General features: G+C 69.7%; 18 protein-coding genes, 2 tRNA genes and 1 pseudogene. 15 read left to right on the forward strand and 6 right to left on the reverse strand.

Translation table 11 applies throughout. The features are described 5' to 3' along the window. Positions 1–108: 108 nt before the first annotated feature. Positions 109–1,752 carry a phosphoglucomutase (alpha-D-glucose-1,6-bisphosphate-dependent) gene (gene pgm / locus AB0N73_RS11735; RefSeq protein ID WP_363563624.1) on the reverse strand — a complete coding sequence of 548 codons (1,644 nt, stop codon included), beginning with the start codon at positions 1,750–1,752 and terminating at the stop codon, positions 109–111. Positions 1,753–1,861: 109 nt separating this feature from the next. On the opposite strand from pgm, the gene AB0N73_RS11740 reads away from it, so the two are divergent. The 5 genes from AB0N73_RS11740 to pheA all read left to right on the forward strand — a co-directional run bounded on the left by AB0N73_RS11740 (position 1,862) and on the right by pheA (position 6,961). Continuing rightward, on the forward strand, positions 1,862–2,509 hold the full coding sequence (locus AB0N73_RS11740) for a response regulator transcription factor (RefSeq protein ID WP_363563626.1): 648 nt from the start codon (positions 1,862–1,864) through the stop codon (positions 2,507–2,509). Beyond that, positions 2,502–4,661, forward strand: a complete 2,160-nt coding sequence (locus AB0N73_RS11745) for an ATP-binding protein (protein WP_363563628.1) — start codon at positions 2,502–2,504, stop codon at positions 4,659–4,661. The genes AB0N73_RS11740 and AB0N73_RS11745 overlap by 8 nt, the downstream gene beginning before the upstream one ends. 172 nt (positions 4,662–4,833) lie before the next feature. Beyond that, positions 4,834–5,412, forward strand: coding sequence for a hypothetical protein (locus AB0N73_RS11750; RefSeq protein WP_363563630.1), 579 nt, complete (start codon positions 4,834–4,836; stop codon positions 5,410–5,412). Then, the gene (locus tag AB0N73_RS11755) at positions 5,409–5,996 is read left to right on the forward strand and encodes a signal peptidase I (RefSeq protein WP_363563632.1); all 588 of its coding nucleotides are present in this window, start codon (positions 5,409–5,411) and stop codon (positions 5,994–5,996) included. The genes AB0N73_RS11750 and AB0N73_RS11755 overlap by 4 nt, the downstream gene beginning before the upstream one ends. A gap of 11 nt (positions 5,997–6,007) precedes the next feature. After that, on the forward strand, positions 6,008–6,961 hold the full coding sequence (pheA, locus tag AB0N73_RS11760) for a prephenate dehydratase (RefSeq protein ID WP_363563634.1): 954 nt from the start codon (positions 6,008–6,010) through the stop codon (positions 6,959–6,961). A 573-nt stretch (positions 6,962–7,534) separates the two neighbouring features. On the opposite strand, the gene AB0N73_RS11765 is transcribed toward pheA, so the two are convergent. After that, complete coding sequence (locus AB0N73_RS11765) at positions 7,535–8,578, reverse strand: LLM class flavin-dependent oxidoreductase (RefSeq protein WP_363563636.1); 1,044 nt, start codon at positions 8,576–8,578, stop codon at positions 7,535–7,537. A gap of 107 nt (positions 8,579–8,685) precedes the next feature. Here AB0N73_RS11765 and AB0N73_RS11770 point away from each other — a divergent pair, with 107 nt between their 5' ends. Continuing rightward, entirely contained in the window at positions 8,686–9,072 is a 387-nt protein-coding gene (locus AB0N73_RS11770) for a hypothetical protein (RefSeq protein WP_363563638.1), read from the forward strand. Then, positions 9,065–10,417, forward strand: a complete 1,353-nt coding sequence (locus AB0N73_RS11775) for a hypothetical protein (protein WP_363563640.1) — start codon at positions 9,065–9,067, stop codon at positions 10,415–10,417. The genes AB0N73_RS11770 and AB0N73_RS11775 overlap by 8 nt, the downstream gene beginning before the upstream one ends. Here the strand turns inward: AB0N73_RS11775 and AB0N73_RS11780 are convergent, their stop codons facing one another. Continuing rightward, positions 10,418–11,761 (reverse strand): deoxyribodipyrimidine photo-lyase, encoded by a 1,344-nt coding sequence (locus tag AB0N73_RS11780; protein WP_363563642.1) that lies wholly within the window; start codon positions 11,759–11,761, stop codon positions 10,418–10,420. A 97-nt stretch (positions 11,762–11,858) separates the two neighbouring features. Continuing rightward, positions 11,859–12,857, reverse strand: a complete 999-nt coding sequence (locus AB0N73_RS11785; protein ID WP_363563644.1) for a diacylglycerol kinase family protein — start codon at positions 12,855–12,857, stop codon at positions 11,859–11,861. Positions 12,858–12,949: 92 nt separating this feature from the next. On the opposite strand from AB0N73_RS11785, the gene serS reads away from it, so the two are divergent. The 5 genes from serS (at position 12,950) to AB0N73_RS11810 (ending at position 17,948) form a co-directional block, all read left to right on the forward strand. After that, positions 12,950–14,215, forward strand: coding sequence for a serine--tRNA ligase (serS, locus tag AB0N73_RS11790; protein ID WP_363563646.1), 1,266 nt, complete (start codon positions 12,950–12,952; stop codon positions 14,213–14,215). Further along, positions 14,212–15,117, forward strand: coding sequence for an HAD family hydrolase (locus tag AB0N73_RS11795; RefSeq protein ID WP_363563648.1), 906 nt, complete (start codon positions 14,212–14,214; stop codon positions 15,115–15,117). Before serS ends, AB0N73_RS11795 begins: the two co-directional genes overlap by 4 nt. Before the next feature lie 124 nt (positions 15,118–15,241). Further along, positions 15,242–15,326: transfer RNA gene (locus tag AB0N73_RS11800), tRNA-Ser, on the forward strand. A gap of 79 nt (positions 15,327–15,405) precedes the next feature. Further along, positions 15,406–16,680: an LCP family protein gene (locus AB0N73_RS11805; RefSeq protein WP_363563650.1), complete on the forward strand. Its 1,275-nt coding sequence runs from the start codon at positions 15,406–15,408 to the stop codon at positions 16,678–16,680. Then, on the forward strand, positions 16,680–17,948 hold the full coding sequence (locus AB0N73_RS11810; protein ID WP_363563652.1) for an LCP family protein: 1,269 nt from the start codon (positions 16,680–16,682) through the stop codon (positions 17,946–17,948). The genes AB0N73_RS11805 and AB0N73_RS11810 overlap by 1 nt, the downstream gene beginning before the upstream one ends. A 9-nt stretch (positions 17,949–17,957) precedes the next feature. Here the strand turns inward: AB0N73_RS11810 and AB0N73_RS11815 are convergent, their stop codons facing one another. Beyond that, positions 17,958–18,596 (reverse strand): DUF1275 family protein, encoded by a 639-nt coding sequence (locus AB0N73_RS11815; RefSeq protein ID WP_363563654.1) that lies wholly within the window; start codon positions 18,594–18,596, stop codon positions 17,958–17,960. A gap of 151 nt (positions 18,597–18,747) precedes the next feature. On the opposite strand from AB0N73_RS11815, the gene AB0N73_RS11820 reads away from it, so the two are divergent. Further along, positions 18,748–18,839, forward strand: a tRNA-Ser gene (locus AB0N73_RS11820). A 34-nt stretch (positions 18,840–18,873) separates the two neighbouring features. Here the strand turns inward: AB0N73_RS11820 and AB0N73_RS11825 are convergent. Further along, a pseudogene (locus AB0N73_RS11825) lies at positions 18,874–19,113 on the reverse strand (tyrosine-type recombinase/integrase); the annotation flags it as partial. Between the two features lie 153 nt (positions 19,114–19,266). Here AB0N73_RS11825 and AB0N73_RS11830 point away from each other — a divergent pair. Then, complete coding sequence (locus AB0N73_RS11830) at positions 19,267–19,986, forward strand: hypothetical protein (protein ID WP_363563656.1); 720 nt, start codon at positions 19,267–19,269, stop codon at positions 19,984–19,986. 37 nt (positions 19,987–20,023) lie between these two features. After that, positions 20,024–20,701 carry a hypothetical protein gene (locus AB0N73_RS11835; protein ID WP_363563658.1) on the forward strand — a complete coding sequence of 226 codons (678 nt, stop codon included), beginning with the start codon at positions 20,024–20,026 and terminating at the stop codon, positions 20,699–20,701. Positions 20,702–22,675: the final 1,974 nt, after the last annotated feature.

The following is a 22,675-nucleotide window of genomic DNA, read 5'->3' on the forward strand; positions in this document are numbered from 1 at the left end:
CAGCACTTTCGCGCCGAAACCGTGGGTTAAACCCACCGTCTCGGCGCGAAACTGCTGTCTCGCGGGTCCAGCCGCGGGTCCGGCGGCGGCCCGGGCCCGCGGGCGGGGTCAGGCGTCGGAGAGGGCGGCGGAGACCACGGCGCGGGCCTCGTCCTGCACATCGCGCAGGTGGGCGTCGCCGCGCAGCGACTCGGCGTAGAGCTTGTAGACGTCCTCGGTGCCGGAGGGGCGGGCGGCGAACCACGCGTCGGCCGTGACGACCTTGAGGCCGCCGATCGCGGCCCCGTTGCCGGGCGCGTGCGACAGCTTGGCGATGATCTCCTCGCCGGCGAGTTCGGTGGCGGCGACCGCATCCGGCGACAGCTTCGCGAGCGCCGCCTTCTGGGCGGGCGTCGCGGGCGCGTCGACGCGCTGGTAGACCGAGGCGCCGAAGGTGTCTTCGAGCTCGGCGTACCGCTCCGACGGCGACTTGCCGGTGACGGCCAGGATCTCGGCGGCCAGCAGACACAGCAGGATGCCGTCCTTGTCGGTGGTCCAGACGGTGCCGTCCTGGCGGAGGAACGATGCACCCGCCGACTCCTCGCCGCCGAACGCGACCGAGCCGTCGAGCAGCCCCGGAACGAACCACTTGAAACCGACCGGCACCTCGTAGAGCTCGCGGCCGAGCGACTCGACGACGCGGTCGATGATCATCGACGACACCAGCGTCTTGCCGACGGCGGCCTCGGCGGGCCATCCCGGCCGGTGCGAGAACAGGTAGTCGATCGCGACCGCGAGGAAGTGGTTCGGGTTCATCAGGCCCGCGTCGGGGGTGACGATGCCGTGGCGGTCGGCGTCGGCGTCGTTGCCGGTGAGCAGGTCGTACTCGTGACGGCGGGCGACGAGCGCCGCCATCGCGTTGGGCGACGACGGATCCATCCGGATCTTCTCGTCCCAGTCGAGCGTCATGAAGCGCCAGGTCGGGTCGACGTCGGGGTTCACGACGGTGAGGTCGAGGCCGTAGTGCTCGGCGATCAGCGACCAGTACTCGACGGACGCACCGCCGAGCGGGTCGGCGCCGATCCGGATGCCGGACTTCTTGATCGCCTCGATGTCGATGATGGCGTCGAGGTCGCGCACGTACGCCTCGCGGAAGTCGTACTGCTCGAGCGCCTCGGCGTCGAGGTCGGCGTACCGCGTGCGCTGGACGCCCTCCAGGCCCGCTGCGATCAACTCGTTCGCGCGCTCCGCGATCCACGAGGTCGCGTCGGTGTCGGCCGGGCCGCCGTGCGGCGGGTTGTACTTGAAGCCGCCGTCGCGGGGAGGGTTGTGGCTCGGGGTCACGACGATGCCGTCGGCGCGGCCGGGGTCGTCGGACGCGCGCTCGCGGTTGTACGCGAGGATGGCGTGGCTGAGCGCGGGGGTCGGAACCCACGAGTCGCGGGCGTCGACGCGCACATCCACGCCGTTCGCCACGAGCACCTCGATCGCGCTCCGCTCGGCGGGCAGCGACAGGCCGTGCGTGTCGCGGCCGAGGAACAGCGGACCGTGGATGCCCTGGCCGGCACGGTAGTCCACGATCGCCTGCGTCGTGGCGAGGATGTGGTTCTCGTTGAAGCTCGTCGACAGGCTCGACCCGCGGTGGCCGCTGGTGCCGAACACGACGCGCTGCGCGGGCACCGACACATCCGGCGCGAGGTCGTAGTAGGCGGCGATCAGCTCGTCGACGTCGATGAGGTCAGAGGGTTCTGCGGGCTGTCCGGCGCGGCTCATGTGTTCAGTCTGTCACCGAGGACGCGTGGGGTCACGTTCGCAATAATGCGCGTCCGTACCCTTCGTGCTCGCTATGGTCGGAGCGGGGAGCCTGGGGAGGAACCGCCGGATGCCGGATGCGCTGCGCGTCGCGATCGTCGACGACCACGAACTCGTGGCATTGGCCGTGCGGGGTCTGGTCGATCAGACCGAGGACCTCCTCTTCATCCGCCACGAGCGCAACGTCGCCGACCTGGTGCGCGCCATGCCGGATGCGGATCTCGTCGTGCTCGATCTGAGCCTCCGCGACGGATCGACGCCGGGCGAGAACGTCACGGCGATCCGCGGATGGGGAGCCCACGTGCTCGTGCTCACCTCCGCCGAGAACCCCTACCTCGTTCGCGAGGCGTCGCGCACCGACGCGCTCGGCATCGTCCGCAAGTCGGCGCCCGGCGCCTCGCTCATCGCCGCCATCCGCGATGCGGCCCGCGGCGAGCACGTGCCGAGCGCGGAGTGGGCGTCGGCCCTCGACACCGACCCGGTGCTCGACGGGGCGCCGCTGACCGCGCGCGAGCGCGAGGTGCTGGGCCTGTACGCCGCCGGGATGGGGGCCAAGCAGGTCGCGTCGGCGCTCTTCGTCAGCGAGAACACGGTGAACGACCACCTCCGCCGCATCCGGGCCGTGTACCAGCAGCTGGGTCGGCCCGCCGCGACCAAGGTCGAGCTCTACCAGCGCGGCATCGAAGACGGGTTCCTGCCCGCCCCGCACCGTGACTGACCGGGCGCCGGCGGAGCTGACCGCCCGCCGCGTGCTCATCGTCGGCGTCGCCGCATCCATCGCGGTGTCGGTGGTCGTCGCGCTCGCCGTCGCCGACCCCACCGGCCGCATCGTGGTGCCGCCGTGGCACGCGGGGCTGACATTCTCGGCGTTCGTCGTCCTGATGCTGACGGGCGCCGTGGCGCGGTGGGCGCGCGCCAGCGTGCTGCGCGTGGGCAGCGCGGTGGGGGTGGCGCTGTTCCTGGCGGCCCTCCTCCTCTTCGCACCGGCGAGCGGTCTGGTGGGGGCGACGCCTCCGGTCGGCGTGCTGCCGTGGTCGCTCACGGCGATCGGCGGGGTCGTGATGGCCGCCGTCGTCGCGGGCGGTCACCGGGTGGGATGGGCCGTCGTCGGGGTGTGGCTCGTGCTGGTCGTGGTCTATCGCATCGGGCTCGGTGGCTACAACCTCACCGGGCTGGCCAACGACTCGCAGGCGCTCGTCACGGCATCCGCGGTATGCCTGCTCGGTGCCCGGCTGCTGGAGGTCGGTCGCGACGTCGACGCGGCCGCGGCGCAGGCACAGATCGCCGGTGCCGCCGAGTCGTCGGCGCGCGGACAGCTGGCCGCCCGCGCCCGCGCCGCGGCGTTCGTGCACGACGAGGTGCTGGCGGCCCTGCGCGGCGCGGCCGACGGGGCGCCGGGATCGGCCGAGGCCCTGCGGCGGCAGGCCGACCGTGCGACCCGGATTGTCGACGCCGACCGGGCCACGGGCACCGGCGAGGCCGACCTGGAGGCGATTGCCCGCGAGTACGCGGCCGAGGTGCAGGTCGATCGCGGCGCGGCCGCGGTCACCGCGGATGCGGCTGCGGTGGATGTGCTCGCCCGGGCGATGCGGCAAGCCCTCGACAACAGCCGGAAGCACGCCGGGCTCAGTCGGCTCAGCGTGCGCATCGTGAGCGACGAGACCCATATGCGCGTCGAGGTCGCCGACGACGGTGTCGGATTCGACCCGGCGCGTCCCACGCCCGGCCGGCTCGGGACCCGCACCAGCATCGTGGGCGCGATGGCGGCCCTCCCCGGTGGCCGTGCCGAGGTGCGCTCCGCCTCGGGCGTCGGCACGACCGTGACGCTCACCTGGCATCCGGTGGACGCGACGTCGGAGGAGGAGTTGCCGACGCATCCGACGGCGCCTCTGTTCGGCGGGCTGGGTGCGATCGGCGCCCTGTTCCTGGCGACGCAGTCGGTCGTCGCCGCCGTCGCCGTCGCCGTGACCACGGCGAGCGCCGCATGGGTGCCCGTCGTCGCGCTCGCGGGGCTGCTGGCCGCCGCTGCCATCCTGCGCCTGCGGCCCCGCACCGATCTGAGCGTGCGCCGCGCGGCCGCGGGCTCGGCGGTGGTCGTCGGCGCGGCGCTCGTCGCGCTCGCCGGCACCACCCAGGCGCTCACGTACGGAACGGCGTGGTTCGTGCCGGCCGCCGGTCTCGTTCTCGCCGTCATCGCGTTGCGCGGACGACCCGCCATCGCCGGTGGGGCGTTCGTCGTGCTCGTGGCGGTGTTCGTGACCGTGGCGGTGCTGCGGGATGCCGCGCCCGTGCAGTTCGTGAGCGTCGCCGTGCGAACCGTGATCATCGTGGGATTCGCGCTGCTCTTCGCGGTCACCGTGGCGCGGATGCAGCGCGCCATCCGCATCTACGCGCTCCGGGCACTGCGCGCCACGCGACGCCGGTCCTGGGACGACGCCGCGCGCCGCGAGCTCGAAACCCACGCCCATGAGATCGACCTGCTCGCGGGCGACACGCTCGTCCGGCTCGCCGCGGGCGAGGCGCTGGACGCCGAAGAGCGTGCGCACGCGGGCGCGATCGAGGGGCGTCTGCGCGACAGGTACCGCGCCGGCCGTCTGGTGCGCGATCCGTTGACGAATGCGGCCATGGCCGCCCGCATCCGGTGCGTCGACGTCGTGCTCCTCGACGACGCGGGAACCACCGCGATCGATGACGGCGACGTCGCGGCGGTCGTGGAGCGCATGCGCGACATGCTCGACGGCGCGCAGGCCACCTTCGTGGGGCGGATGCTGCCGGGCGGGCGGGCGCACGCGGCGCAGGTCGTGGTGGATGGGCGGGCGATCGCCATCGACCTCGATCAGGGCGCCGGGATGAGCTTCCCGGGCGAGTAGTCCTGCTCGAGCACCGAGCGGATGGGCGGCGATGGCGCCACCCGCACACCGCTCACGTGTGGTCAACCACCGGAACTGGTGGCCGGAACCCCGTCGCACCCGAGGCGGTCGTCCGTAGCGTGTCGAGTGTTCGGGCGATCATGCGCGGACGGAAACCTGTGAGGGGGATCACATGAACAAGGTCATCAAGGGCACCATCGCGGTCGCGGCCGGTGTCGCACTGTTCGGGGGCGGGATCGGTTCGCTCGCCTACTGGCAGAGCACGCAGGAGGTGGGGACGACCTACATCGGCACCGCGCCGTTCTCCTTCATCGCGAACGGCGAGCAACGATTCATCAACGGTGAGCAGGTCACCCAGACCGAGTTGCTGGCGCGGGGCTTCGCCCCGGGCGACGAGATCGTCATCTCGCAGTTCATCGACCTCTTCGTCACGACCCCCGCGCAGCTCACGATCGCGCCGCTGGAGTTCAACTCGAACTCGCCCGCCGCCGCGGAAGCGCTCGAGGCCGCGCTCGACATCACGGTCGAGCCGGTGTCGAACGACACGACGTACATGCAGTTCACCCCCACCGCCGACCCCCTCGTGTACACCGTCAACGGCTCGTACACCGGCCGCGTCAACATCACGCTCGTCTGGCCGGAGAACAGCACCGATCAGACCGCGGCGAACCAGATCATCCAGTTCGGCCCGTCCGATCTCACGCTGACGCAGCTGCCGCGCACCTCGGCGCCGGAGCCCGAAGACGGGTGATCCCGATCGCGCGCGCCGACGCGCCGCGCCGCGCGTCGGCGCGCAGCCTCGGCTGGTTCGTGCGGCGGGGGCTGACGTGGGGGCTTTTCGCCCTCGTCGCGGCCATCGCCATCCTCGTCGTCGGCTATCCCGCCGTCACGGGAGCCGAGCGGTACACGATCACCGGCGGCTCGATGGAGCCCGCCATTCCGCGCGGCTCGATGGTGGTCGTGCAGTCCACCGCGATCGACGACATCCGCGTGGGCGACATCGTGACGTTCCAGCTCGAATCGGGGCAGAGCGCGGTCGCCACACATCGGGTCGTGGGCTTCGGGGTGCACGACGGAGACCGCACGCTCGTCACCCGGGGCGACGCGAACGAGACTGCCGACGCCGAGCCCGTCCGCGCGGTGCAGATCCGCGGCGCGGTCGTCTACGCGCTGCCCTGGCTCGGCTGGATGGACACGGTGCTCTCGAGCGAGATGCGGATGTGGAGTGTTCCGATCCTGGCCGGGGCGCTGTTCGTGTACGCCGGGTGGATGTTCGTCGGCGCGTGGCGTGATCGACGCCGACGGATCGCCGCCGAGCCGCCCGCCCCGGTCTAGGCTGAGTGGCCGTGACCACCGCATCCGTTCCTCGCCGCACCTACAGCTACCTCGGGCCGGCGGGTACCTTCACGGAGGCGGCTCTCGCGCAGGTTCCCGAGGCCCGCGGCCAGATCTGGAATCCCGTGCGCAACGTCGCCGAGGCGCTCGCCGACGTCGTGGACGGACGCTCGGATGCGGCGATGATCGCGATCGAGAACTCGGTCGACGGCGGGGTGTCGACGGCGCAGGACGCCCTGGCCACGATGCCCGGCGTGCGGATCATCGGCGAGTACCTGGTGCCCGTCAACTTCGTGCTCGTGGGTCGCCCCGGCACGCGGCTCGAAGACGTGTCGCTCGTTGCGGCGCACCCGGTGGCGTACGCGCAGTGCCTGCAGTGGCTGGGGCGCGAGCTCCCCGCCCACGCGCACCTGCCCGCGTCCAGCAACGTGGCTTCGGCGCTGGGCCTGATCGACGGTTCGAGCGATGCGGATGCGGCCATCTCGCCCCCCGGCATCCTCGAGCATCACGACCTGCAGCTGCTGGCCGAGGGCATCGGCGACAAGAAGGACGCCGTCACGCGCTTCGTGCTCGTGGCCCGCACCGTGGCGCCGCCCGCGCCGACCGGCGCCGACAAGACGTCGCTCATCGTCGAGCTGCCCGACGACCACCCGGGCGCCCTGCTCGAGATGCTGGAGCAGTTCGCCACTCGCGGCATCAACCTGAGCCTGCTGGCATCCCGCCCCATCGGCGACGCGCTCGGCCGGTACCGGTTCGTCATCGACGCCGACGGGCACGTGCTCGACGAGCGGATGGCGGACGCCCTGCTGGGCCTTCGCCGCTTCAGCCCGAAGATGATCTTCCTCGGCTCGTACCCCCGCGCCGACCGCGCCATCAACCGGTACCCCGACCGCTACTCCGACGACGTGTTCGTCGAGGCCCGCGACTGGCTGCGCGGTCTCGTCAGCGGCGAACCCGAGTCCTGACCCGCCCCCGCGCCGCGTGTGCCGCGCGCCCTGCGCAACGCGGGTGTGCCGCGTGCCGCGGGTGCCGCGCGCCCTGTTCACTCGTCGCAAAAGCCGGGTCCCCGCCCGTAGCACCCTGCACCTGCGCCGAGTGAACATGGGGGCGCCGCCACATCCCGCTCACTCGTCGCTAATGCCGGGTGCAGTGACGCAACACCCCGCATTCGCGACGAGTAAGCCTTGCGTGGGCTCCAGACACCCTGCTCACTCGTCGCAAGTGCCGGGTGCGCGACCGCGACACCCGGTTATCGCGACGAATGAGCTTGGTGGGCTTCAGACGCCCCGCCCGCTCGTCGCAAAGACGGGGCACGCAAGCGCGACGCCTTATCTTTGCGCCGAGTGCGCCCGGCGCCAGCGACGTCGCTTCACTCGTCGCAAATGCGGGGTGCGGTGGCGTGAGGACCCCGCTTTTGCGACGAGTGAACAAGGCAAGCAGGGCCAAGCAGGCCCGCAGAGTCATCAGCAGAGCCGGCACCACCACCGGCACCACCACCGGCGCCAGCAGCACCGGGGCGAAGGGCAGGGACGGCCGCGTCAGGCGAGGGCGGAGGTCAGCAGGTCGAGGGTCTGGGCGCGGCCGCCGGCGGTGTCCATGGGCTCCGCGTCGTACGCTCCCGCGACCGGCGAGATCATGATCTCGTCGACCCCGTGGCGCTCGGCGAACGCCGTGAGCTCGCCGGCGACGCGCTCGGGCGCACCGATGAACCACGTGCGGCGGGCGTTCTGCGCGATGTGCTCGCCGAGACCGTCGGAGGCCTCCGCATCCCGCGCCTGCTCCACCGTCTCGAGCGGGATGAGGGGGCGCCCGGAGCGCAGGCGCGACATCATCCGCACCTGCGGCAGCGCCCGGGCCCAGGCTTCATCCTCGGTGGGCGCGACCACCGCATTGGCGGTGACGAAAGTGCGCGGGGTCGGGTGCGCCTCGCTCGGCTGGTACTGCTCGCGGTACAGGGCGAGCGCCCGGTCGAGGCCGTCGCCCGAGAAGTGGTTGGCGAACACGTAGGGCAGGCCGGATGCGGCGGCCAGCTGTGCCGAGTAGTCGCTCGAGCCCAGCAGCCACACCGTGGGGGTGCTGCGCGCGGCGGGCGTCGCGTGCACCGTGTAGGTGCCGCCCGAGGTGAAGCGCACCGTCGCCCCGGTGTCGCTCGTGAGCGACAGGATGTCGGCGATGTGCTGCGGGAACTGGTCGACGTCGCTCGTGGTGCCGCTCTGACGCAGCAGTTGCGTGATCACGGGGTCGCTGCCGGGCGCGCGTCCGATGCCCAGGTCGATCCGTCCGGGCGCGAGCGCCTCGAGGGCGGCGAACTGCTCGGCGACGATCAGGGGGGAGTGGTTGGGCAGCATGACGCCGCCCGATCCGATCCGCATCCGCTCGGTGCGCGCGGCCGCCGCGGCGATCAGAACGGGCGGGGATGTGGAGGCCACCGCCGGCATGTTGTGGTGCTCGGCGAACCAGTAGCGGGCGATGCCCGACCGGTCGGCGTGCTGGGCGAGGTCGAGGGATGCGGCGATGGCCTGCGCGCTGGTCTGGCCCGTGCGAACGGGGATCAGGTCGAGGACGGAAAGTTCGATGCTCATCACTTATCGCAACCGGACCACCTGTGGAAGCATTCCCCGGCCATCGCGCGATGAGGAATACGGTGGAGCGGACGCGAGGGGGAAAGATGCGCTGGTTGAGTGCGGCCGTGGCAGTGGTGACGGTGGCTGCTGTGGCCTGGTTAGGGGTGGCTCCGACATCGGCTTCCGTGTCGAACTGGGTGGGGTCGCTCGAATGTCGGGCGGTTCTCGCACCTGTCGAGGGCATCAGCCTCGTGCAGAATCTCACGCCGCAGCAGAACGAGATTGCCGAGGAATGGCTCGTCGCGGTCGGCTACCTCGACGAGGGCGAGTCCCCGACGGCCGAGCAGATGTCCGCCGTCTCCGCGAGCGTGCAGGCGGCCTGCGGCGCCGCCCAGCAGCAGCGCGCGACCTGGATGGTCCTCATCGCCGTCTTCGGCAGCGCGCTCGCGCTTGCCGCCCGCTCGCGCCGCCCCTTCGTCGCGTCACCCGAGAGGATCCCCGCCGATGGCTGAGTACAGCGAGCTCCCCGGACTCGTCCGCGAGTTCAAGCGCGCAGCGATCGATGCTTACATGCGCACCCAGCCGTACGCGTGGACGATCGACGGGGACCACTACGAGATCAACTCGAGCAGCACCCACACCAAGGTGACCCGGCCGGGTCCCGACGGCGAGGGCGGCGGCGACTGGTCGAGCGACAACTTCATCGCCGAGTGGTTCACCGGCGGGTCTCAGGACGAGCAGTGGACGGCGGCTTTCGATTCCATCCGCTCCCGCATCGACACCGCCATCGAGCCGTGGCTCACCCTGCCCGACCCGGCCGATCTCACTCCCGAGGTCGAGGAATGCCGCCAGATCACGCGTCGGCTCTCGGGCGCCGCGGCGGCGTCGGCGGGCGGCCAGAGCGGTGCCGGCATCATCCCGGGCAACATCTCGCTGGTGATCGAGAACAGCTCGGCCATGTCGGGCACGGCGATCGCCGCGTTCAAGTCCAACTTCCTCGCCCAACTGGGCCCGGTCATCGGCGGGCAGCACGGTATCTCGCTCGTCCTCGGCAGTGCGCTGGCGGCCGAGGAGGGGCTGTGGGAGGCGGCTCGCAGTGGGGTCGCCGACATCGTCGCCGCCGCTCGCGACGCGTCGCAGAGCCTCGCCGACTCGGGCTCGAGCGGCAACCTCAATGCAGTGCTCGAGGTGGCGGGCTGGGCCGTGAAGGGCGCCAAGGTGTTCCTGCCGGGCGCGGGAGCGGTGCTCGAGGTGGGCAGCCTCGGTATCGAGATCCTGAGCGGCACGCCCGCCGGGTCGAGCGAGGAGCAGATCTCGGGCGCGGACGCCGAAGCCGTCATCGCGTCGTTCGAGGACGCGCTCGCCGCCCTCAACCAGAGCATCGCGGATGAGGAGTCGCAGCTGCAGACGAACCTCAATGACAACCTTGCGAACATCGCCGCCGACCAGTCCTCGTACGATCTGTCGGTGCCCGGCGTGCGCAACGATCCGGCCGACCCCGACGACGTGATCGCCTACCAGCCTGCGCTGATCGCCGAGATCACCAAGACCTACCTGCCGACGATCGCGGGCGAGCTGACCGCCGTGTCGACGGCGGTTCTGTCTGCGTCGATGAGCAGCGTCATGCGCGACGCCTCGATCGGCATCGGGGCCCGCGGCCCCGGCACGGAATGGGCGCGGCTGCGTTGGCTGCTCCACGAACTGCTGAAGAACCTCTCGTGGGACGTCACGAACGGTGCCACGAACCTCGATCTGGTGCTGCAGGACCTGCAGGGTCACGAGCAGCGCATCGCCGACGAGATCGAGCAAGTACTCGCCCTGCTCGATGCGGGCAACCCGACCGACCCCTGGGACTGATCAGCCGGAGCGCTTGACCACGTCGTAGGCGTCGAGCGCCGCCTTGCGGCTCTCCTTCAGGTCGACGAGAGGCTCGATCGACCGCGAGTCCGGAGCCCACCGACCGATGTAGGCGCCGTGCGCGTCGAACTTCTGCGCCTGGGTCTCGGGGTTGAAGATGCGGAAGTACGGCGCCGCATCCGCCCCGGACCCGGCGACCCACTGCCAGTTGAACGGGTTGCTCGCGGCGTCGGCGTCGACGAGCGTGTCCCAGAACCACTGCTCGCCGTGGCGCCAGTCGATCAGCAGGTTCTTGATGAGGAACGACGCGGTCACCATGCGCACCCGGTTGTGCATGATCCCGGTGTGCCAGAGCTCCCGCATCCCCGCGTCCACGAGGGGGATGCCGGTGCGCCCGCGCTGCCAGGCCTCGAGGTGCGAGGGCGAGAGGCGCGGCCACGGGAAGGCGTCGAACGAGCGCCGCAGGTTGACCTCGGCCAGGTCGGGTGCGTGGAAGAGCGTGTGCCAGGCGAACTCGCGCCATCCGATCTCGGACAGGAAGCGGCCCGCATCCCCGCCCGAGGCCATCGTCTCGTGCCACACCGTGTGCGGGCTGATCTCGCCCCAGCGCAGGCGCGGCGAGAGTCCCGACGTCACGCCGGATGCGGGTTCGTCACGGGCGATGTCGTAGTCGGCCAGATCGTCGCGCAGGAAGGTGCGCAGGCGCGCCCGGGCAGCCGGCTCGCCGGGCTCCCAGCTCTCGCGCAGGCCGCCGGCCCAGTCGGGCCGGGTCGGCAGCAGCGCCCAATCGTCGAGCGCGTCGGAGTCGATGCGGGCGTCCGGTCCGGCGATCTCGCGCGGCTCGGGCAGCGGATGCCGCGGCGCCGGCAGGTGCAGGCAGGCCCGCCAGAACGGGGTGAAGACCGAGAAGTGCGTGCCGCCGCCGGTGCGGACGGTCCACGGTTCGAAGAGCAGCGACGCCGCGAACGAGCCGACCTCGAGTCCGTCCTCCCGCAGCCCCGCCTTCAGCTCCGCGTCGATCTCGCGTTCGGGCCCGCCGTAGCGGCGGTTCCAGAACACCGCGCCCGCACCGGTGTCGGCGACGACGCGGCGCACCTCGGATGCGGCGGCTCCCCGTCGCAGCACCAGCACCGACCCGCGCTCGCCGATGCGCTCGGCGAGCGATGCGAGCGAGTGGTGCAGCCACCACCGTGCGGCCCCGCCGAGCGGGCGGACACCGGCGGATTCCTCGTCCAGCACGTACAGGCAGATCACCGGCTCGCCCCGATCGAGCGCGGCGCGCAGCGCCGGGTTGTCGGCCAGCCGCAGGTCGTCACGGAACCACACGATCGAGGGAGAACTCACTCCGTCATCCTGCCCGGACGCCCCCGCCCTGCCCCGCAGGCTTGACACGCGCCCGCACGCAGGGCTCACCGCACCCGCCGGCACGCCCCCCGCCCGCTCAGAGGCGGGAGAGGTCGTGGCCGCGCGGCACGGTGACCCGCAGGCAGGCGGGGTCGATGCGGGCGACGACCCGCACGGCGGTGCCGAACTCGTCGCCGTCGAGCTGCACAGGCCGCGCGCCGGCGGCGGCGACCTCGAGCGTGCGGCCGCGTTGGTAGCGCACCGCGTTGTCGCGGGTGCGCAGCGCCAGCACGCGCCGCCCGGCGCGGAAGCGCCGCAGCACGCTGTTGTCCCACGCCACGCGCCGCCAGACGAACAGCCAGTCCCACCAGTGCGTCGGCTGGAACAGCACCACATCCATCGAGCCGTCGACGATAGAGGCGCCGGGGATCAGCTCGAGTCCCGCCGGCAGCGAGCCGCAGTTGGCGAAGAGCACGCTCTGGATGCGGGCCGAGTGCAGCCGGTCGGCATCGACCTGCAGCACGATGCGGAACGGCGTCGCGCCGACGAGGGAGCGCGCGGCGCCGTCGACGTACGCGACCCATCCGACGCTCTTCTTCAGGGCGGGGCGCGTGTTGGCGATCATCGCGGCATCGAGCCCCATGCCCCCCATCACGACGAAGCCGTGCGTCTGGCGACTGCCGTCGGCCTGGTGCAGCTCGGCGAACCCCACATCCATCTCAGCGATGTCGCCGTCGAAGGCCGTCGCGATCACGCGTTCCGGATCGTCGAGGGGCAGGCGCAGATTGCGAGCGAGCAGGTTGCCGGTGCCGCTGGGCACGATCGTGAGCGGGATGCCGGTGTGGGCCATGGCCTCCGACACGGCGCGCACGGTGCCATCCCCGCCGGCCACCAGCACCACGGCCGCCCCGGCCCTCAGGGCCTCGCGCGTCACGCCCTGGCCCAAGTCCTCGATCCGCGTCTCGAAGAACAACGGCTCGGTCCAGCCGGCGCCCTCCGACGCGTGCCGCACCTGCGCGCGCAGGCGCTCGGCGTCGACCTTGGTCGGGTTGTAGATGAGCGCGGCGCGGCGCGGGGGTGCCGCATCCGCCGTCATGAGTCACACAGTATCCGTGACGCGACGGCGTGGCGTGCTCGTGACACCACCGGGCGATCCCCGTGTTTCCCGGGCGCGTCTAGACTCGACGGGTGATCGATCTCGCCCTGCTCCGCGACAACCCTGACCTCGTCAAGCGCTCGCAGGAGGCCCGCGGCGAATCGGCGGACACGGTGGATGCGGCGCTCGCCGCCGACCGTGACCGTCGCGCCGCGATCACCGCCTTCGAAGAGCTGCGTGCCGCGCAGAACGCGCACGGCAAGACCGTCGCCGTCGCGCCCAAGGAGGAGAAGGCCGCGCTGGTGGCGCAGGCCAAGCAGCTCAGCGATCAGGTCAAGGCCGCGCAGGTCGCCGTCACCGAGGCCGAGCAGGCCGCGACCGAGGCGCTCGCGAAGATCGAGAACATCGTCGTCGACGGGGTCCCCGCCGGCGGCGAGGACGACTTCATCACGCTCCGCACCCACGGCGAGATCCCGACCTTCGACTTCCAGGCGCGCGATCACCTGGACCTCGGCGAGAAGCTCGGCGCGATCGACATGGAGCGCGGCACCAAGGTGTCGGGCAGCAGGTTCTACTTCCTCACCGGCATCGGTGCGCGGCTCGAGATCGCGCTGATGAACCTGGCGCTCGACCGCGCGCTGCAGGCCGGCTTCACCCCGATGATCCCGCCCACGCTCGTGCGTCCCGAGGTCATGCAGGGCACCGGGTTCCTCGGCAAGCACAGCGCCGAGGTCTACCACCTCGACGACCAGGACCTCTATCTGGTCGGCACCAGCGAGGTGCCGCTCGCCGGCTATCACATGGGCGAGATCCTCGATCTGGCGGCGGGCCCCAAACGTTACGCCGGATGGTCGACGTGCTACCGCAGCGAGGCGGGCTCGTACGGCAAGGACACCCGCGGCATCATCCGGGTGCACCAGTTCAACAAGCTCGAGATGTTCGTCTACACCGACCCGGCCGACGCCGAGGACGAGCACCTGCGGCTCATCGCGCTGCAGGAGGGGATGCTGCAGGACCTGGGGCTCGCCTACCGCGTGATCGACGTCGCGGCGGGCGATCTCGGCTCCAGCGCCGCCCGCAAGTACGACGTGGAGGCGTGGGTGCCGACGCAGGGCGCGTACCGCGAGCTCACCAGCACGAGCAACTGCACCACCTACCAGGCGCGTCGCCTCGACATCCGCCACCGGCCCGACGGCGGCAAGACCGCACCCGTCGCGACCCTCAACGGCACGCTCGCCACCACCCGCTGGATCGTCGCGCTGCTCGAGACCCACCAGCGCGCGGACGGATCGGTGACGGTGCCCGAGGTGCTGCGGCCGTTCCTGGGCGGACTCGAGGTCATGGAGCCGATCGCATGACCGAGGCGGGGCTGCCCGAGACCGGTGAGATCGAGATCGACACGCCGGCGGAGGCCGCCGCGCTCGTCGAGGACGTCGCCGCCGACCGCGCCGAGGTCGGGCAGATGCTCGTCGTGCTCGACATCGACGGCACGGTGCTGCTCGAGGACGAGACCCCGAGCCCCGGCATCGTCGAGGCCGTGGCGCACGCGCGCCGCGCCGGACACGAGGTGATGCTCGCGACGGGCCGCAGCTGGGAGGCGACCCGCGGCATCCAGGAGCTGCTGTCGATCGCGCCCGACTTCGCGGTCTGCTCGAACGGCGCCGTCATCATGGCGCGCACGAGCGCCGCGGATGCGGTGCCCCTGACGTACGAGCGTCGCCACATCGAGACCTTCGACGCGAGCGAGGTGCTGCAGCTGCTGCGCGTGCAGCTGCCCGACGCGCACTACCTCGTGGAGCTGCCGGACGGTCGCCGCGAGTACACCGACTACATGGACGACTGGAACCTCGACCGCGCCGACAGGGTGGCCTTCGAAGATCTCGCGCGTCAGCCCGTGACCCGCGTCGTGGTCGTCTCGCCCGAGCACGACGAACGCGACTTCGTCGAGATGGTGGCCCGCGTCGGTCTCAACCAGGTGTCGTACGCCGTGGGCTGGACCGCCTGGCTCGACATCGCCCCCAAGGGCGTCGACAAGGGCACCGCGCTCGCTCTCGTGCGCGACTGGCTCGACATCGACCCCGCGCAGGTCCTCGTCATGGGCGACGGCCGCAACGACGTGGGCATGTTCGCCTGGGCGCGCGAGAACGGCGGGCGCGCGGTCGCCATGGGCCAGGGGCCGCAAGAGGTCCGCGATGCGGCGGGCGAGGTGACCGCCTCCGTCATCGACGGCGGTGTCGCGGCGGTGCTGCGCGGGCTCTGATCGGGAGTGGCCGTTGCGGGCGCGTCGTTCAGCACCCGCTCAGACGTCGTTGCGACAATGGCGGCGAGTGCTGTCGACTAGACTCGGGGCTCGTTCGATGGATGCCGGTCGCCCGGTGTTCTCGGGAGGGTTGTCCGAGCGGCCGAAGGATCCAGTCTTGAAAACTGGTGGGCAGAAATGTCCCGTGGGTTCGAATCCCACACCCTCCGCAGGTTCCCGGTTCGCCCGTACGCGCCGAGACCCGCCCTGGGGGAGGGGAAGGCGCTCTTCCGTTACGAGAGGACCCGAGTGAGCCCGAACCGCACCGCGCGCCGCCGTACGGTGGCACGGCACGGCCAGCTGCGCTCGCCGCATCCGGTCTCCCAGTTCTTCAAGATCCTGTCGGTGTCGCTGGCCGTGGTGCTGGTCGCCGGCATCGGTGTCGTCGGCTACAACTTCTTGAGCCTCGCGACGAGCTTCACCGAGGACGCCGTCACGCTCGAGGGTCAGGCGGCCGTGCCGCCGAACATCGGCGAGATCGAGGGCGGCGTCAATCTGTTCCTCGCCGGCACCGACGCGTGCGAGCCGGAGTTCGCCGAGTACTTCGGCGACCGCTGCACCGGCGCGGACTCGGAGGGCGAGCTCAACGACGTCAACCTGCTGCTGCACATCTCGGACAACCCGCGCCGCGTCACGGTCATCTCCTTCCCGCGCGACCTCATGCTGCCGATCCCCTCCTGCACGCGCGAGGACGGCTCGACCACGTCGGCCATGAGCAAGCAGCAGCTGAACTCGACCTTCATGTACGGCGGGCTCAACTGCGCGACGAAGACCGTCGCTCAGCTCACCGGGCAGAACATCCCGTTCGCCGCGGCCATCACGTGGGGCGGCGTCATCGACATCACGAACGCCATCGGCGGCGTGGAGGTCTGCATCGCCAACGGCATCCGAGACCGCTACACCGGCATCGACTGGCCCGAGGGCAACCGCACGATCCAGGGGCTCGAGGCCCTGCAGTTTCTGCGCACCCGTCACGGCGTCGGCGACGGCGGCGATCTGGGTCGCATCTCGAACCAGCAGCAGTACATGTCGCGGCTGGCTCGCAAGATCGTGAGCGACGACGTGCTCTCGAACGTCGGCACGCTCTCCAAGCTCGCGACGGTGACGGTCGACAACATCACCCCGAGCCAGAGCCTCACCAACCCGCTGACGCTCGTGCAGATCGCTCTCGCGATCAAGGACGTGCCGTTCGACGACATCGTCTTCCTGCAGTACCCCACGCTGACCGACCCGGCCGACGCCAACCGCGTGGTGCCCAACTACGACGCGGCCGACGCGCTCTTCGCCGCGCTCGAGGCCAACCAGCAGCTGCAGCTCACCGGCACCACCAGCCAGGGCGACGGCACCGTCGTCATCACGCCGGAGACCCCCGAGGTCCCGACCGACGGCACCGAAACGGTGGAGCCCACCGAGGGAGCCGACGTGGCTGATCCCTCGGTGCCGGCTGACGTCGCCGTGCTGCCGTCGGCGATCGCGGGTCAGACGGCGGCCGAAGAGACGTGCTCGAACGGAAATCTGCGCTGATGTCGTCTGATCCTCGGCGCGGCCGGGGTCCGGTGGCTCGGCACGCGCGGTTGCGCTCGCCCCATCCGCTGATGCAGCTGGTGTCGCTGATCGGCGTGGCCGTGGTGGTGGGCGTCGTCGCCCTGACGGGTGTCGTCGGCTATCACGTGTGGGATGCGGCGGCGACCGTCCGCGACAACGCCGTCGACATCAACCCGGAGGGTCAGGCCCCGCCCTCGATGGGCGAGATCGAGGGCGGGGTCAACCTGCTGCTGGTGGGCACCGACTCGTGCGAAGGCCAGGACCTGGCGCTCTTCCCGCGGTGCGGCATCGACGACGACGGCGGTGAGCGCAACGACGTCACCATGCTCGTGCACATCAGCGACGAGCCGCGCCGTGTCACGGTGGTCTCCATCCCGCGCGACACCTACGTGTCGATCCCCGAGTGCGAGAAGGCCGACGGCGGCACGTTCGGCGGCGGAACCGAGAAGATCAACGCGTCGTACATGTACGGCGGTCTCGCGTGCTCGGTGCGCACCGTCGAAGAGCTCACGGGCGAGGACATCGACTACGCCGCCGCCATCCGGTGGACCGGCGTCATCAACATGTCGGATGCCGTCGGCGGCGTCGACGTATGCCTGTCGGGTGACATCTCCGATCGGCACACCGGGCTCGCGCTCACCGCGGGAACGCACACGTTGCAGGGCGTGCAGGCGCTGCAGTTCTTGCGTATCCGCCACGGCATCGGCGACGGGTCGGATCTCGGACGCATCTCGAACCAGCAGCAGTTCATGTCGTCGCTCGTGCGGAAGCTGCAGAGCGACGCGGTGTTCGGCGATGCCGGCACGCTGTTGAACTTCGCCGGCACCGCGCTCGACCAGGTGCGCGAGAAGCAGCTGGTGCTCGACACGGGGCTGGCGAACCCGAACACCATGGTGCAGATCGCGATGGCGCTCAAGGGCATCCCGTTCGAAGACATCGTCTTCGTGCAGTACCCCACGTACTACGAGGGGGATGGGGTGCGCCCGATCACCTCGGCCGCCGACCAGCTCTTCGCCGCGCTCAACGCCAACGCGCCGCTGCAGCTCACCGGCGACGCGAGCGGCGGGTTCGGCGTCGAGGTGACCGGCGAGGCGCAGAACCCCGTCGCGCCCGAGGAGCCCGTGGATGGGGCGACCACCGACCCGTCCGCAGCGCCGGTCGATCCCGGTGCGCCGGCGGTGGAGCTGCCCTCCAGCATCCCCGGACAGTCGGCCGCCCAGGTCACCTGCACCGTTCCTCAGCGCTGAGCCGCGACGTCAGGCTCCGCGTCGGCGCGTGAGCACGACGATCGCGGCGATGAGGGTCGCAGCGGCGGGCGCCCAGAGAGCTGTGGTCCCGAGGCGCATGGCTGCCGCGCCGAGGATCGCGCCCGCCGCGATCGCCGCCCACATGCCGAGGTAGCGGAGCCAGCCGGTGCGGTCGCGGCCGCGCAGGGCCGCGACGATCCCCTCGCCCACTTTCATCAGCGCGCCGGTCATGTACGTGATGCCGCCCGCGGCGACGCCGTCTCGCGAGAAGACGGTGTTGACGGCCCCCATCCCGAACGCGAGTGCTGCGCCGGTCGGCAGCAGCGCCTCTGCACCGGCGAAGAGGGCGGCGATCACGAGCGCCGCAGCGACCAGGGCGAGCACCCGGCCCGCCGGACGCACTCCGGTGAGCGCCGTCGCCGTGCCGGCCGCCGACCCCGCCACGAAACACACGATGAGCGCCGCGCAGAACGCCGCCGAGCCGAAGGACCCTTGGACGAGCTCTGCACCGGCCTGCGTCGTGTTGCCGCTCATGAACGAGACGAAGTAGCCGCCCAGGAAGACGAACCCGAACCCGTCCACGAATCCCGCCATCAGGGCGAGTGACAAGCCCGCCACGTATCGACGTGTGCCGCCGTGCACGCTCATCTCGCCCCCCTCGGTGGGGCGCCCGATGGCGGCCCGTGACGAGTATCCCGCGCCTGCGGTATCCGTGCGGCATCCCGCCGTCGGGTGGAGTTCGTGAACCGCGAACGGACCCGTTATGATTGCCAGGTGTGCGTTCCGCAAGGTCGCACCTGGAGACGTCGCATAGTCAGGCCTAGTGCACCACCCTGCTAAGGTGGAGTCCTCGCAAGGGGACCGAGGGTTCAAATCCCTCCGTCTCCGCCATCTGACGGCATAAAAATTGCGCGTGTTTCTGCGGCTATCTGAGCCCGCGGTTGTCTCGCGCGGGGTCGTTTGCCCACGGTTTGCCCGCAAGTTCATTCAGTCGTGCCCGGTCCATCACGTCCGATAGCGCCTCGAGATCTTTGTCGAACAGATCGGCGTAGTCCAGCGTCATCGCCGCGGACGCGTGCCCCAGCATTCGTTCGACGACCTTGACGTTGGCGCCGGCCTGCACTGCCAGAGACGCTGCTGTGTGACGGAGCTCGTGGGGAGTGAGCATCTGCGCGAACGCGACCGCGTCCCCGGCGCGCTACTTTGACCTCTTTCCAGCGTTCACGCGCTCATCACCGACCGCATTCCACGTGCATTGGCGAAACGGCTGATGTGTCTTCAAAGACTCAGCAGCGACCGATCCCCCAGAATGTGGGATATGGCGACCACCTCACCCGAACAGAAGAGACATGAGTGGACGACGTCTGACAGAATTGCCATTCTTGCTCTGCTTGTGAGCGTCGCTGCGGCCGGTTTCGCTGTCTTCCAAACCCAGCGGGCGAATGAGATCAGCGAAAGCGCGTACTCGCTCAGTGAAGCACTCGCGCCGAAGGTCGATGTCTTCGTGAATTCCATCGACGCCAGTTTGGGGGAGCGAGAGGAGACCGGAGAATCGGAGCTTCGGGTTGAGCTGGAGCTCGTTAACACGGGTCAGGTTCATCTGAGTGGGTGCACGACACGCTGGCAGGGCACGGATGAGGCCGGTCAGCCGAGTCAATACCTCTCTGTGCTCGCTGAGCCAGGAGGAGAGACCTGGGATGTGGAGCCTGGGGACAAGCATGTTTCCGTCAAGTACGTCGCGCTCAGCTCGATACCCGCTGCCACACCGGAAGCTGCCTCAACACACATCGCCGTGTGGTTCGAGTGTGAGTCAGCTGCACTGGTCACGTCCGGCTTCCTCTACGGGGTGGACCTCGCCGCAGGGAGGTTGATTCCCGCCCCAGGGAACGATGAGGCCTGGGAGTCCCACGCTCCAATCCGCGAGCTGGCGCCACTTGGCTGGTTCGAACGCGCCGTCATTCTCGGCGGCGGATCCTTCCCATACCCCTCCCCGGTTCCCACACCGCAGTTCACTTTGCGCGGCGCGGAGGGCGGCTAGCGGAGGCCGCTGCCTCCGCGATCGCTAGGCTGAGCGCATGGGATCGCCGTCGCCCACCTCGTCGAGCTTGAATGTGGCGCAGTCCGTCGGACATCTGCTCTTTGAGACGTGGCTTGGGCAAGCTCTGGTGAGCGGCTTCGTATTGGCTTGCCTTGGGTGGCTGTTCCATACCTGGATCGCTGGATTCCTTCGGCGCTGTTGGGCCTGGGTGAGAGACCTTCGCCTAACACGGAAATCGACGGTAGTGAAGGAGATTGAGGCGGCAGTCGAAACCGCGGAGGCCTCAATGCGAGAGAAGGTCGACGCGCACGCCAGAGCTCCAACCGGACGCGCTCGCCAAGCAGGGATGGCGGACGATGAAGCAGCCCTTGCGCGGGACGAGCGCCGCCGCGCGGGCGAAATGAAGGATCAGTGGACAATCCACACGAACCGCGCGCAGGAACAGCGTTACATCCTCAGAAACACCAACGCGCGCAGCGCTCGACGAGTTCGGTTGGACCCTCCTCTGCCCGGATCCTTCGAGGTTATCGCGGGACCGGTGTGGGACCTGATCGAGAACGGGGAGCACGTCGCGTTCCAAGGACGCATCGCGGACTCATCGTTGTTTGAGGCTCTTGGCCGTGGGCTCGACGTCCTCTGGACCGACGATCACGGGGATGAGCAGTCGGCCAGGATTGTGATCGACCGAAACTACAACCACCTCGCTTGGTTCTAACGGAGGTCGTGCAGCGCGGATGCCCAGAGCGAAGCCCCCTCGGGCTGGGCACGTACGAAAAGGCTGGCTTCCCACGCGCGAAACAATATCCACGGGCAATGTCCTCCTGGGCAGAACCCGAGCGGTAAGTGAGGAATCAGGTCATTATGAACGAGGCGTCGCTCCGAGAGGAGGCGCTACGCGCGGGAAGGACTCGCGAGCTCGAAAGTCAGGGTTACGTTGGCGGCTTCATTCGACAGGGCTGGACGACGAGGATAGTGGTCCCGCGGGGGCGCGGCACGGACGACGTAGTGGTGTTTCAGCCAGACTCGAGTGCAAGGCCCTGGGAGCAGGCAGAGCCGGCACCGCTCATATTGTCTCGGCAGCCGTTTGACCCACGGGCAGCAACAGGTGCCACGATCATCTCCGAGCGTGCCGTCGCGTTGTTCGGCGGCGATGGCGGTGTGTGGGTAGACGGAGCGCTTTCTCTCGTTAGCCCGGTTGGTGCGCATGGGACTGAGCTTGGCGATCTAGAGTTCTGGCCGGTCATGTCGAGCCTGGGCGCGCGATACACGGAGGAGAGCTTGTTCGACTTCCGCGAATCGGTGCTGTCGATGCCGTCGGATGTGGCGGACGAGTTCGCGGGGTGGCTGGGTCGCAAGCTTCGAGCCGCGGCCGATGCGCGAATCCGGCTTCCGGGTGAGGAGAGCGCGGGGACAGAACCGGACGTTGTTGACTGGGAGATCGTTGCACGAGGTAAACGAGTGCTCCACCGAAACATCACAACTCCGCGCTCCGAGCGTCTCGCGCGAAGGCGAGGCGTGGTCGGACTGCGTGCCTTCGTGTTTTCGGAGCTTCCGGCCTTCGCACAGGCAGCGGAAGCCGCTTCACAAGTTGAGCCTCGTGATAATCAGCGACCGCCCGGGGTGTTCTCTCTCGTCTGGCAGCGGCAGCGCTTAGGGCTGGACCCCTGGGAGGCATGGACAACATTCGCCTTCATTGGGTATGCGGTGGGCGAAGGAAAAGTTCGCGAACTGCGAGGACTTGTGCTTGGACACTCGGTCCACGGGGCGCGAGTCTCAGCGACCGCGCACCTGAGCTCCAGCCTTCAAGGCGGCGAGAGTCTCCATCCGTCCGTGATGGTGTGGCGTACCGGGCTCGATGGTGTAGCGAAGGACTGGCCCATGCTTACTGTCCACTGGAAGCTTCCGGTGAGTGAATTCCGAGCGCGTCGCGATATGCGGTGATGTCAACCACGCACGAGTGTGAGCGTTCGTCTCGGCCCACACGGCGAATGGTCGACGCCTACGTTGATTGCGTTGGCGCTGGGAGAGGGGGCCGGAGTCATTCGCACTCCCTAACTTGGCGGGATGACGCTCGACGCCGCCGGCACTTGAGGGCGCGACGGCTGCTCAAGTTGAATGGCCCGGATTCCTGCGCCGGTACTGACCACAGTTTGACCACAAACTTCCGAAAGCAGACGGAGGGCTGCGCCGATCGGTGAAATGACCGGGGACGCACAGGCCGCGGGATATCGCGGTTTCAGATGTCGCAGGTAGACGTCCCGTTACCCCGTCGTCGCACCCGGCAAAGTTCAAATCCCCCCGTCTCCGCCATCTGACGGCATCAAAATTGCGCGTGTTTCTGCGGCTATCTGAGCCTCGGGTTGTCTCGCGCGGGGTCGTTTGCCCATGGTTTGCCCTCAAGCTCGTTTAATCGAATCGCCGCCCGAGTGCGCGATCACCTCCGCGCTCAGGGTCGCCGGAGAAGACTGGCTAATCTTCGAGATGCACTGCCCGGACGCCACCCGGCAGGGGCTGTCGTGGACACGCCGGCGCGATACGGCCCGGTCACAACTGCTCTGGTGCTTCGTGACTGCCCAACGAAGCCCATGGTCGAAGCCCACGGTCCCTGTGTCAGCAACCTTCTGACCAGCAACAACTGGTCTGATCGCCTTGCTCTCGCTCGGCTTCGCATCTAGCGCGTTCATGCTCA

Source organism: Microbacterium sp. NPDC089189, assembly GCF_040685095.1.
Classification (GTDB): domain Bacteria; phylum Actinomycetota; class Actinomycetes; order Actinomycetales; family Microbacteriaceae; genus Microbacterium.